The following is an 11,864-nucleotide window of genomic DNA, read 5'->3' as shown; positions in this document are numbered from 1 at the left end:
TATGAAGTGTTGCCACATAACAAAACAATCAAGGCGGAAAAAACTAGCTGGCTGCGCCAAATCGCTAGATTTTTCCGCTTATCGTAAGCGTTAAATGCCATGAAAATTACTCAGCTTTATATTACTAGCCATCTCGAAAATACCTCTCCGCAGTTCAGAGGAAGGTATCAAAATCTGGCAGCATACCTCACCGAATTTGTAAGTCACAAAATAAATAAATTAAAACTCGACCTTGGCCCTTTCAACAGAATCATATTTGAAGAAGGCGGGACGATTGACTTAAAGCCCCGAGGGGAAAAAGCATTTGGCATATCCTTAGCGGAAACATTTCCAGGTTTTGAAAACTTTGAGTCTGCAGAAGAAATCCATAACTATTATTCTGATAAATATCTGGAGGGGCTAAGAAAGCTCGACAATCATTTTGGCTGTAACACCGCTAGACTCATGGAAAATGAATTTAAAACTAGCTTTCCCGAAGGCCCGTACTATGAAAGGGTTCTTGCTTCTCGAGGTAAGTATAAAGTATTGGGCCGCTGGTTTTCGGATGAGTATCGAGTGATTCTTTGCTCAAAAGGGGAAAAAGACATTGTGATTTACCATTGTCCCCCTGACCCGTTTGTCATCAATTACGATGTTAAGAAAATATCTCTCACAGACCTTGATGTAACCGTCATAAACAAGGTAAGAGAAATAACCATTTTCACGAATTTGCGTAGTGGCATCTAACAATGCGCTCAAAGCGCTCACTTCGTTCGCTGGGACGGGCTAAAGCCCGCCCCTTAGCTTAATCGTTATATTTCAATCGAGGTGTGTCGGTGAAGTCGAAGATTTGGATTCTAGTAATTTCATTGTTTTTTGTTAGCCCCTTGATGGCTAAGAGTGAGATGAACCCAAGAGTTTCAGCTATAAAAAGCAACTTAATCTATGAGGGAACCTTTGTAGAGGCCGAAGTGATTGGACTGATCGTAAAGAGTGGTAATGATGCTTTTACGATTATGCTTGATAGCGATAATCAAATTTGGTTTGACGATTCATTTGTAATGTCCAATGAAGAAAAAAAGCATGTGGCCCCTTATTTAGTAAGGATATTCGAAGAGGCAACTGATCCGCAGCAAAAAGCTGCAATAGCAACAATATTAAAGGCTATGCTATGAAATATAACAAGTTGCTAAAGTTCGTTCGTACACTCACAGGGACAATTAACAGTTGGCTTGGCGCTTCGCGCAAGTATAGCCAACTGTTAATGGCCCCTTAGCAAAGCGTTATATGCCATGATGATTGAGTTACTTTTCGCTTCAACACTACTTACATTCGTTGAAACTGATGAATATACGGTTGAGTCTTGCTCTGGTGAAAAATTTGAGCTGCTTAGTGTGAATATTCCGAGGTGGCCTATGCATACTGAAAAGCTGAGCGGATTAGGTTTTGTCGATATTCGATTCATGGTAGACGATAGCGGTAAGGTAACTGAAACAGTTATCACTGATTCGGTGCCTTTTAGGTTATTTGATAGGGAATCTATAAGGGCGGTCAGAACTTGGCAATTTAATCAGTCAAGTTACACAGAGCGCTGTTTCGATATACGGTTTAAGTTTGATTTTGACAAGTTCAATAAGCCAAAGTAAGTGGCATATAACAAACAAATATTATCGCCAGCAAAAAACGCTGGCTGCGACGTCAACCCGCTGCGCGGCTTTCCGCGCTAAATTTGGGCGTTAAGCATCCACAAGGAAGAAGCATTGAAGTTAGCCATAGCCTTTATAACTATTTTTCTTTGTAGCTCTTTGTGGGCCAGCGAACTCACAACAGTAGAAGGCATTCAAAGCAGCATCGAGGATAATCTTTCCGTTGGTGCCAGCAAAGAAGATATTGAAGCGTATCTAACATCTGCTAACTTGTCGCATAGCTATGATCAGTATTCGTTTCGCTATCAGGCTATCGTAAGAGAAAATGAAGCACAGTGTAAATTTGAAGGGGTTTTTCTTTGGTTGTTTTATGACTGTGCCATTCAGATATTTATTAATCTAAATGAAAATGGCACCTATAAAAGTCATGAAGTTTCACATAGTTATACGGGGTTGTAGTCCAATGCTTAACAAGTTTGTCAACGAACGCCCTTCGGGCTGGACAGCTTTAAGCGCTGCTTCGCAGCAAAGCTGCCCGTTACAAAGGAGTTAGGTAACTATGGATAGTACTGCTTTGGAATTCAGAAATTCGTGCCTAGACATTTTGAGCTTTTTATCGTCTCCGCCAAGACAGAGAGAATTTTCATCGAAAGTTGAGTATATCGACTATAAAAGTGAATTTGTTTGTTGGTGGTTTGATGATTTAGTTATGGACTCCTTACCTCAAGGGCCTGGTTTAATATCAGAAAGTTTCACCGCTGATGAAAAGTTAATCCTCTGGGAGTTTACAAAGCTTTTTGAGCAAAATATTGATAATGAAAATCAATCTATTGATGAGCTATTAAAAGATCCTAAATGGAAAGTTGTTATGGTAGCTGCTCAAGAAGCACTAGCAAAAATTGGGTAAAAGCACCTAACAAGGCCATTAAAGCGCGGACACAAAACAGCTGGCTTGTGCTCCTTCGTCGCCAAGTATAGCCAGCTATTTTGTGCCGTTTATGGCGGCGTTATGCGTAATTCAAGGATTAGAAATGAAATCTAGTTTTGTCTTAATATCATTAATGTTTCTTTCAGGGTGTGCATCTGTCCCTAAGTCAGTAGATGAACTTAGAACCGCTGGTAAAGCTAAAAGCAGTTTTTGTTCAAATAAGTCATTTAATGAAACTGTTGAGTTAATGGAGAGACAATTAAAAAAATGCTTCGCGCATGGTAAGCAAGATATTTATGGTGGCACAAGCGATACGTTTATCGAAAAAAGTGGAGCTGATAGTAATTCAGTTACATTAGCTTCAGTTGCCCATGTAAATTGGAATAGATTTTACCAAATTATAGTTGATGTTAGTCCTCAGAATAAATGTCCAGTTTTTGTTGAAGCTTATGGTATGTCCAGTAACTGGTCTAAAACAACTGGTTTGGTTCAGGATTGGGTAAGTGGTAACAACCTTGATAAGTGTGATTAAGTTACGCATACAAGCGCCTCAAACATCGCGGCCTGCGGCCGCTGGACTCGCAACAAGTTGCTCGCCGTTTAGGCGAGCGTTATATTTTTTTGCAAGGGAGTGTTTATTTCAATGGTAAAAAAGTTACTGTTTAGCTCGATATTTTTTGTTAGCTGTGTTGATGCACAAGAACATGATTTTTCAGCAATGTTATCTTGCCATGCATCATTGGATAAGCCGGGACTTGCAGTAAGTATCGAACAAGCTGGAAAGCATGTTTTCAAAGGCGTGCTTGGTGTTGCAGACATAAGCACTCGCGAACCACTAAAAGTTGATGACACTTTTCAAATCGGATCAATTACAAAGCAGTTTACTGCTGCAGCCATCCTTCAACTTGCTGAAAATAAAAAGTTATCCTTAAAAAGTACCTTGGGTGATTTTATTAAAGATATTCCCGTCGAGTACACAAGGCTGACGATTGAAAGTGTGCTAAGCCATACTTCTGGGCTGCCAAATTACAACTTGGATGCAGGGATCAGGCAGCGGTGGGACAAATACGCCACCATTGATGAAGTGATCAATCAGGTGAGTAAAATGCCTGTGCTTAGAAAGCCTGGTGTTGATTATGCGTATTCAAATACCGGATATATTTTGTTGGGAAAGGTGATTGAAGTCGCTTCTGGTCTGACATATAGCGAGTATTTACAGCGAAATATCTTTTCTCCTTTAGGTATGCAGAATTCGTTTGTTGTGACTAATGGGGAAAGCTCAAAGCAAATCGTTAAAGGTTATACCACAAATAGAGACGCGCCTAATCTGTATTTGGCTCCCGAAACCGTTGACCGCAGTTGGATTTATGCGGCAGGTGCAATTGCATCTACTCTTGATGACATGAGCCTGTGGCATAGTGGTTTAAGTTCTGGGAAGGTAATTTCGGCTGAAAATTATCAGTTGATGGTAAGTAGAGCGAAATTAAACAACGGTGAATCAGTAAATTATGGTTTTGGTACCGATGTATATCCTATAAGTGGCCTACCGTCGTACAGTCATCAAGGGCAGGTGCCAGGTTTTATGGCATGGTCAATCTATTTTCCTTCACATGATTTACTTGGCACAGTATTCGGCAACAATGACTCTGTTCACCCTGGCCCAGCTTTGTTAAATATGATTGCAAGGCAACTTAACCTTTCACCAACGCCAATTGTTGATAAAAACATCACAGAGCAAGCTAAGATTCTGATTGGTCAATACAAAGGTGCAGACGATACGGTTATGACGGTTACATTCGATGATGGGCAACTCAGTGCAACAACCGGCAATGGCGTTATCCGAAAATTAGTGCTTCGGGAAAATAACGCATTTTCGTATGAATGCACCGAAGATTATTATCAACTTCGAGAGCAGGATGATAAGCGTTTACTTGTTCCTGTCAGTATTTACATGGGTGAGCTAGCGCCTTTAGTCCGATCGGAAATATAACAATCGCCATCAAAAACGACTCGCAACAAGTTGCTCGCTTGTTGCGGGTTTTATGTGCAAATGGAGCGCAGATGAAGAAGTTACTAATGACAATTCTTGGGGTATTAGGGATGAGTGGAGCAAATGCAGATACAGGACTGGATTTCTCTCATGTAAATTCTCGCGAAAAGACGATGGCACTTGTTCAGGAAGGCAAGCTTTTCAAAATACTTTTATTCCCATCTGAATTTGGAGGTGAAGATATTCCTCAAAACTCTGTTTACGTGCCTGCTGGAATCCCAGAAATAAAGGACCAAATCACGGAAACACTTATTCGTTTTGTAGAACAAGGCTTAATCGACAACATGCAGGTTAATCCAGAGTACAAGGGCAATAGCTTTGTGCCCTCAAAAATTAAAATGAGCACTTCGCATTCAGGTAAATCTGGTGAATTTAATCCAACAATTGAAATTTGGTAAGCACATAACAAGTGCAGGTTGTCGGACAGGTACTACAAGCGTTAGGGTACTCGTATGAAAGCACGCAGATACTTAACAATTTTGATTAGCTTGTTTTTACTAGGCTGTTCAAATAAACAAATAAATTTTGATACTGGAACTGGCTTTGCGTGCTTTGATGAACCCCAATGGCTAAACGATAAAAAGCAGCACTATCTATGCGTTTTCGAGTTAAATACAGTTAGCCCGCATTCTTCAAATAGTGACCGCATGGATTTAGCAAACAAATTTGTAAAGAAGATAGGTAAAGAATGTACTGTGTCAGAAGCTCAAGAAATGGTAGAACCAAAAGCTGAGGCTGACCACGGTATGTATTTAATGGTGCATCATATTCGTTGCAATTAGACCGTGCTCTAACAATCGCCATCAAAACGCCGCTTCGCGGCTCGACTCGCAACACGTTGCTCGACTCGCAACACGTTGCTCGCGTTTGCGGCGGGCGTTAGTAGCCTAAAAGGATTTGAGCTTTGAAGCAGATTGGAAAAAACTCTGGAACTTAGGGGCCGCAATATTTTGGGTTGGGGTTGTAATTACAACAATTCTATATTCCTTCATGTACTTGATGAGTACAGCATGTTCTACAGATGAATACGAAGAACTTTATTCCCCTAATGGGGAGTTGCGAGCGGTAGTTATAATGACTGGCTGTGGTGGTTTTTCTAGTCCCCAAACTCAGATATATGTAGAACGAATAAAAAATAAATCTTCATCTCCATTCTCGTTAAAAACAACTGATGCTTTGATTCGCTTAGATGGAAAACCTGACGATGTAAGATATCAAATTGAATGGGAAACTAATGAAAAATTTGTTATTTCAAATTTTGATTTCTCCAAGATGATGGCATTTAAAAATCAATCTTGGGGTACTGAATTACCAAGAATTTATTTTGCAGTAAACGGCAGCTAACAAACTGTTAAAAAGGACAAAATACAGTTGGCTTTTGCTCCTTCGTCGCTTAATTTTAGTCAACTATATTTTGCCCATTAACAGGGCATTAGCTGCAAAGGACAGGCACATGCTGACTCTCGACGATCTAAGAAAACGGCAACTACTCGGTGGTTATCGTATACCTTGTGATGTAATCGCAATATTAAGCGGCGTCCTTGATCGCCCTTATGACAGAGCCGCGTGGGATGCCTTATGGCAAGAGCTTTACCATCAGGGAGATATAGGAGAAGCTTCGTTATCAGTAATCCCTTTCCTAGTACGATCATTAGTCGAAGTTTCTTATGACGGGCCCGATCTTTGGGCTTATATCGGTAGCATTCAAATAGCTAAAGGCCAACGTGAAAACCCGAATGTCCCGGAGTGGTTATTAGAAGACTACTTAACAGCTATGGAACTGCTACTGAAATATTCTTATATGCGCATACCCGTGACTACAAGCCCAGAAACGATGCGCTACATATTTGGTTTCATATTATGGATGAAGAACGATAAAACGTTCGGTCAAGCCCTCATTGAGCTTACCCCTGATGTTATTGAAGAGGCGCTTGAAAGTTACGGTGTTCTATGCAGCTAACAAGTGGTTCAAACCGTTCGCTTCGCTCACTGGGACGGGCTAAAGCCCGCCCCTTAACCAAACGTTAGCTAGGATTGCCTTGCTCGCAAAGTGATACTATAGTGTCACTTTGAATTTAGAACAGGGTGAACCTATGAAAGTTGAGCTAGTTACGAATCTAAAGCGTCAAGCGACAAAGATTCTGGCAGATCTGCACTTGTCGAAAGAGCCCGTATTGATTACAGAGCATGGTCAGCCATCTGCATACCTTGTAGATGTTCAAGATTATGAATTCATGCAGCGTCGGCTTGCGCTGCTTGAGGGGCTCGCTCGTGGAGAGCGTGCTGTACTTGAGGGAAGAACGTATAGCCAAAGTGAAGCCAGAGATAAGATGACTAAATGGCTGAAGTGATCTGGACAGAGCCAGCCCTTCAAGAACTTGATGCCATTGCTGAGTATATTGCTTTGGACAACCCTGCTGCTGCGAGCGATCTCGTGAAGGCAGTTTTCGACAAGACAGAACGTTTGGAGAATTTCCCCAAATCCGGGCGGATTCCTCCTGAGCTCCCGGATTCGGTATACAGAGAGGTAGTGATTCCACCCTGTCGCATTTTTTATCGTGAGGATGAGCAGCGAGTTTTCGTCCTCTTTGTCATGCGAGAGGAGCGACAGCTTCGTGCGTTCATGCTTGGAAACTGATAACAATCCGCGTCATTCGGGGTATTCACCTCCTGTGACGTTCCTAAGTTCGCGCGCATGCGCGGGATGTTAGCATTCAATATGAAATATCGAGTAATCGTAAAAAGTATCACACCATGCAGTTGCGAAAATGAAGGTGAAGCTGAGGTTTACTTCCCTGATTTTGATCTAACTATTGTCTGCTATTTCATTGGTAGTATTGATTGGTTTAAAAGTTGTTTTCCTCTAAATAAATTGAAAGATGCCGACCTAAGATATTGGCACGCTAACTGGCAGTTAACGGATAAACAAACTAAATCTATAGCAACGAGTGTTGTTGGCACATACGGCGGCTTCAAACTAGACGAAGATAACGAAAAATTATTTATGGTTAATTCGTTGCTTCCTGTCATATCTGACAATGAATTAGGTAACTATCAATTAGATGTTCCAGAAGGAAGTTGGGTCGAATCAACAGGGCAATTTGTTATCGAGGAAGTTGAATTTTAAGCTGGTCCTGTCGCTTCGCTCCTTATTTTAGCCGGCTTAAAAGTTGCCCTGCTTGGGGCGTTAGTTAACACGGAGGTTCTGTCGCAGTATGAATGTATTCTTAATTATTGCAGGTGCATTAAGTGCCGTTGTAGCCATTCTTCATATAGGTTGTATTTATTTTGGCGCTCCTTGGTATCGTTTTTTTGGTGCAGGTGAACAAATGGCTTTGCTTGCTGAGCGCGGTAGTATTCAACCTACATTAATTACCAGTGGTATTGTTCTTGTTCTCTCTATTTGGTCGATTTACGCATTTTCTGCGGCAGGTGTAATTGTTCGTTTACCTTTACTTCGTTTAGCTCTTATTCTCATCACTTTTATTTATTTACTTCGCGGTGTTGCCGGTTTCTTTTTAGTCAGCTCTCCTATGGGGCGTTCTCCTGAGTTTTGGATGTGGAGTTCATTGATTTGTTTAAGTTTTGGTATTATTCACTTCATTGGTTTAAAACAGCAATGGTCAAATTTATGAGAAAAATGCAACCTAACTAGTCGTTAAAGCAGGACAACAACAGTTGGTTTTTGTCCTGTGTCGCTTATTTAAATCAACTATTTTTGCCTTTTAATGAGGCGCTATAGCGTAATTGAAATACAGCAAGATTCGGGTCGGCATTAGTCGTTCGGCCTCCTAAGATAGCTTCTGTTCGGGCAGATGCCCTTTTATAGCAAGCAGATCCTAGAGGAATTACGATGAACATACTTGCCCACAAAGTTGCTATTGTTACCGGTGCCAGTACCGGCATTGGCTACGCAGCCGCGAAGCTTTTTGCCAGAGAAGGTGCTGCCGTAGTGGTGGCTGCAAGGCGACAGAAGGAGCTTGATGAACTGGTGGACTTAATCAATACGGAAGGCGGGCAGGCACTGGCACTCGCCGGTGATGTTGGTGAAGAAGCGTTTGCCAAAGCTTTGGTAGATAAAGCAGTAAGCCACTTTGGTGGCTTGGATATCGCTTTTAACAATGCTGCCATTCTGGGTGCTATGGGCCCTGTCCCGGAGATGTCGCTCACGGACTGGAATCAAGTTATTGCGACCAACTTAACCAGCGCATTTTTGGGCGCAAAGTACCAGCTGCCTGCCATGGCTGCCCGAAAAGGAGGTTCGTTAATTTTCACCTCTACCTTCGTTGGTTACACCGCAGGTATGCCAGGCATGGCAGCCTACGCAGCCAGTAAAGCGGGATTGATTGGACTGACTCAAGTGCTGGCATCCGAGCACGGGCCTCAGAATATCCGGGTCAATGCCCTTTTGCCCGGTGGTACTGATACGCCAGCAGGACGTGAGTTTGCCAATACGCCAGAAGCATTGGCATTTGTGCATAATTTGCATGCTCTTAAGCGTATGGCGACACCAGATGAAATTGCCCAATCCGCATTGTACCTTGCCTCCGACGCCTCCAGCTTCACCACTGGATCTGCAATGCTGGTCGATGGCGGTGTATCTATAAATCGTGTTTGAGAGGCCGGGCCATGTCAGACTATGACCGAATCGCAAGCGCCATGGCCTATTTGGTTGAGCGGGCAATTGATCAGCCCAGCCTTGAAGAGATAGCCGCCCATGTGCATCTGAGTCCGTATCACTTTCAAAGGCTGTTTTGTCGTTGGGCAGGTACTACGCCGAAGCGGTTTTTACAGGTCCTGACATTGGAGCGGGGCAAAGGATTGCTTAATAATTCTCGCTCCTTGCTTGATGTCTCACATGAGCTTGGATTAAGCGGCAGTTCAAGGTTGCATGATCACTTTGTGCAGCTGGAAGCAGTCACACCCGGCGAGTATAAAAATCGAGGTAAGGACGTACAGATCGAGTATGGAGTCCATCCGACCCCATTGGGGCCCATGTTTGTGGCCGTAACCCTGCGTGGTGTTTGCCGGGCAGCATTCATGGACTTCAATAGCATGGAGGAGTTGCTGGATGACTTACATAACGATTGGCCTCTCAGTTCGATCAGAGAAAGCTTGGCATCTACGCGACACGCTATTGATGCATTTTTTAACAGTGACACAGCTTCCGGGCAAGGCCCGCTGTCGCTCCATGTGACAGGGACTAATTTTCAGATCGCCGTGTGGCGTGCTTTGTTGAAAATACCACCGGCCGCTGTGGTCAGCTATGCCGAAGTAGCCAGATCACTCGGTGCACCCAAGTCGGCAAGGGCTGTTGGTAACGCTATTGGAGCAAATCCAGTGGCTTTGCTGATCCCCTGTCACAGGGTTATCCAGCAAAGTGGTGCGCTTGGGGGGTATCGCTGGGGACCAACTAAGAAGCTTATGGTACAAACATGGGAAAAAATGCGTGATGAACCGGTTGCGCTATAACAATGCCATGCAACCGACGCTTGTACCTCGCTCGGGTGATGGCGGGCGTTATAAGAGCACAGCGTTGCTTGTAATCTGACTAAGGAAAGTTGATAACTATGCATCTAATTCAATGTAAGTGCGGTGCTGTTAAAGGACAACTCAACAAAATTGGAACTACCAATCGTCTCATCTGCTATTGCACGGATTGCAGAGCGTTCGCACATTTTCTTGGTAAAGCCCCTTTTGTACTAGATGAACAAGGCGGAACTGAGATCGTTCAAGTGTCTCAACAACACCTGTTCTTCTACCAAGGGGAACATTTTATATCGGCAGTACGACTCAGTGAAAACGGTATGATCCGCTGGTATGCTGCATGTTGCGGAACGCCTATTGGTAACACTATGGCAAGCCGGAAAGCATCATTCATCGGCCTTATTCACAGCTGCCTAGACCGGCAGCAAATGGATAAAGACTTTGGAGCAGACGTTGCAATTTTAAACACTGATACTGCCTTAGGCCAAGCGAAGCCAAAGCAACGTGGACTTATGGGGGTTTTAGTCCGCTTTATATGGATCGTGGTCACGAACCGCATCAATGGAAGATATAAAAACTCTCCTCTTTTTAATTCTTCCGGTTTACCTCGTGTAACCCCAAAAATACTGAACACTGACGAATTGGATAAATTGAAGAGTGACGTGTAACAAGTAGCTTCATTTTCCAATCACAAACAGTGGAGCTGGACCTCGCTACAGCTCGGCCTGTTCTTGGACTACGGCTTCACCTGCAGACGTGTTACCCAATCACAATGGCATCGTGGCCAGTTGCAGGCTTAGTGCGGCATGTTCTTGAACTGTACTCTTTTCGCCTGCAGGCGTGTTATCCAATCCCAAAGCGCATCATGAGTGCTGAACAGCAATACGTTAATGCCGGTGGTCGATGATGGCCGGTACCTAAGCTTGTTGTTCTGCTTGGTCCTATGATCCTGCCGTGTGTTTACCTGCAGGTGTGTCCGCTAATCTCACGCTGGCTTGGGATAAGGGGATGGATAGGGCATAGGTATTGATGCCTGGCATCAAGGTGCATGTTTGCGTTTTTGTCAGCGGCTTTACCTGCAGATGTATTAGTCGTTCAGGCATTCGCTAATGTCTGTGGGTGCAGCAGGCATAAATAGGGCAGATATAGACGTGCTGTGCGACGATGACAAGTGAGAATTCTACACGTTTTCTTAGTTGCAGTTGTTACTGATATGTTATGTGGCGATAGGGGGTGTTACACCATTAGGGTTCAACAGTTCTTCGGTGCGGCCTAGATAATCCCTAGATAGCCTCAAAAAATTGGGAGCACTCAAACCCATGTAGCAGTAGGGCTACAGGCGAGTCATTGCATCAACCCTACAGGAGGATGCAATGACTCGCTTTTGTTGCTTTTGTGTTAACGTTTGAAGGGCGTAAAGGGTAGGGCAAAAGGTGAGTTTTTTGGCAGTTCTGGGTGAATTGATGGCGCCAAAATGGATCCTTCTATTCGGCTCACGGTTTCGGTCGTGACCTCATCCTGCGAAGGCGTTATCCGCTCCCCGTTTTTAGTCATCGAAAGTAGGTGAACTGGGATGATCTGCACACTGTTTCTGGGTGATTGAACGCGTTTTTAGGCTCATGCTGCCTTAATCTGAATTGTTATTGATATGTTTCTATTCAATGGGCGTTGTTCAGCGTGTTGCACCAATATGGTTCAACCGTTTTTGGATGCGGCCTAGATAATCCCTAGATAGCCTCAAAAAGTTGGGAGCACTCTAGCCCATGCAGCAGTA

General features: G+C 43.5%; 18 protein-coding genes. All 18 read left to right on the top strand.

The window, feature by feature from the left end:
* Window positions 1–99: 99 nt before the first annotated feature.
* The 18 genes from Q4Q49_RS21715 to Q4Q49_RS21630 all read left to right on the top strand — a co-directional run bounded on the left by Q4Q49_RS21715 (window position 100) and on the right by Q4Q49_RS21630 (window position 10,758).
* Complete coding sequence (locus Q4Q49_RS21715) at window positions 100–726, top strand: hypothetical protein (protein ID WP_312000418.1); 627 nt, start codon at window positions 100–102, stop codon at window positions 724–726.
* An 89-nt stretch (window positions 727–815) separates the two neighbouring features.
* A complete protein-coding gene (locus Q4Q49_RS21710) occupies window positions 816–1,154 on the top strand; it encodes a hypothetical protein (RefSeq protein WP_312000417.1) in 339 nt (112 codons plus the stop codon).
* A gap of 117 nt (window positions 1,155–1,271) precedes the next feature.
* Complete coding sequence (locus Q4Q49_RS21705) at window positions 1,272–1,625, top strand: energy transducer TonB (protein WP_312000416.1); 354 nt, start codon at window positions 1,272–1,274, stop codon at window positions 1,623–1,625.
* Window positions 1,626–1,739: 114 nt separating this feature from the next.
* On the top strand, window positions 1,740–2,084 hold the full coding sequence (locus tag Q4Q49_RS21700) for a hypothetical protein (RefSeq protein WP_310803711.1): 345 nt from the start codon (window positions 1,740–1,742) through the stop codon (window positions 2,082–2,084).
* Window positions 2,085–2,184: 100 nt separating this feature from the next.
* Window positions 2,185–2,532 (top strand): hypothetical protein, encoded by a 348-nt coding sequence (locus Q4Q49_RS21695; RefSeq protein ID WP_311991053.1) that lies wholly within the window; start codon window positions 2,185–2,187, stop codon window positions 2,530–2,532.
* A gap of 124 nt (window positions 2,533–2,656) precedes the next feature.
* The gene (locus tag Q4Q49_RS21690; RefSeq protein ID WP_311991052.1) at window positions 2,657–3,085 is read left to right on the top strand and encodes a hypothetical protein; all 429 of its coding nucleotides are present in this window, start codon (window positions 2,657–2,659) and stop codon (window positions 3,083–3,085) included.
* A 111-nt stretch (window positions 3,086–3,196) separates the two neighbouring features.
* Window positions 3,197–4,543, top strand: a complete 1,347-nt coding sequence (locus Q4Q49_RS21685; protein WP_312000415.1) for a serine hydrolase domain-containing protein — start codon at window positions 3,197–3,199, stop codon at window positions 4,541–4,543.
* 71 nt (window positions 4,544–4,614) lie between these two features.
* Entirely contained in the window at window positions 4,615–5,001 is a 387-nt protein-coding gene (locus Q4Q49_RS21680) for a hypothetical protein (protein ID WP_312000414.1), read from the top strand.
* A 54-nt stretch (window positions 5,002–5,055) separates the two neighbouring features.
* Window positions 5,056–5,385 (top strand): hypothetical protein, encoded by a 330-nt coding sequence (locus Q4Q49_RS21675; RefSeq protein WP_312000413.1) that lies wholly within the window; start codon window positions 5,056–5,058, stop codon window positions 5,383–5,385.
* A 115-nt stretch (window positions 5,386–5,500) separates the two neighbouring features.
* Window positions 5,501–5,947, top strand: coding sequence for a hypothetical protein (locus Q4Q49_RS21670; RefSeq protein ID WP_312000412.1), 447 nt, complete (start codon window positions 5,501–5,503; stop codon window positions 5,945–5,947).
* A gap of 109 nt (window positions 5,948–6,056) precedes the next feature.
* Window positions 6,057–6,563 (top strand): hypothetical protein, encoded by a 507-nt coding sequence (locus Q4Q49_RS21665; RefSeq protein ID WP_311901199.1) that lies wholly within the window; start codon window positions 6,057–6,059, stop codon window positions 6,561–6,563.
* Window positions 6,564–6,696: 133 nt separating this feature from the next.
* Entirely contained in the window at window positions 6,697–6,954 is a 258-nt protein-coding gene (locus tag Q4Q49_RS21660; protein ID WP_220592666.1) for a type II toxin-antitoxin system Phd/YefM family antitoxin, read from the top strand.
* Entirely contained in the window at window positions 6,942–7,241 is a 300-nt protein-coding gene (locus Q4Q49_RS21655; protein WP_220592667.1) for a type II toxin-antitoxin system RelE/ParE family toxin, read from the top strand. Before Q4Q49_RS21660 ends, Q4Q49_RS21655 begins: the two co-directional genes overlap by 13 nt.
* Before the next feature lie 81 nt (window positions 7,242–7,322).
* Window positions 7,323–7,730 (top strand): hypothetical protein, encoded by a 408-nt coding sequence (locus tag Q4Q49_RS21650; RefSeq protein ID WP_311891727.1) that lies wholly within the window; start codon window positions 7,323–7,325, stop codon window positions 7,728–7,730.
* Between the two features lie 88 nt (window positions 7,731–7,818).
* Window positions 7,819–8,238 carry a hypothetical protein gene (locus Q4Q49_RS21645; RefSeq protein ID WP_212600448.1) on the top strand — a complete coding sequence of 140 codons (420 nt, stop codon included), beginning with the start codon at window positions 7,819–7,821 and terminating at the stop codon, window positions 8,236–8,238.
* Window positions 8,239–8,456: 218 nt separating this feature from the next.
* On the top strand, window positions 8,457–9,221 hold the full coding sequence (locus Q4Q49_RS21640) for an SDR family oxidoreductase (RefSeq protein ID WP_311901145.1): 765 nt from the start codon (window positions 8,457–8,459) through the stop codon (window positions 9,219–9,221).
* Window positions 9,222–9,232: 11 nt separating this feature from the next.
* The gene (locus tag Q4Q49_RS21635; protein ID WP_311991046.1) at window positions 9,233–10,075 is read left to right on the top strand and encodes a methylated-DNA--[protein]-cysteine S-methyltransferase; all 843 of its coding nucleotides are present in this window, start codon (window positions 9,233–9,235) and stop codon (window positions 10,073–10,075) included.
* Window positions 10,076–10,173: 98 nt separating this feature from the next.
* Window positions 10,174–10,758, top strand: coding sequence for a DUF6151 family protein (locus Q4Q49_RS21630; protein WP_311901148.1), 585 nt, complete (start codon window positions 10,174–10,176; stop codon window positions 10,756–10,758).
* Window positions 10,759–11,864: the final 1,106 nt, after the last annotated feature.

The organism is Shewanella sp. SP1S1-7 (assembly GCF_031932105.1).
In the GTDB taxonomy this organism is placed as follows: Bacteria; Pseudomonadota; Gammaproteobacteria; order Enterobacterales; family Shewanellaceae; genus Shewanella; species Shewanella baltica.
This window is presented reverse-complemented; position numbering and strand designations above follow the sequence as displayed.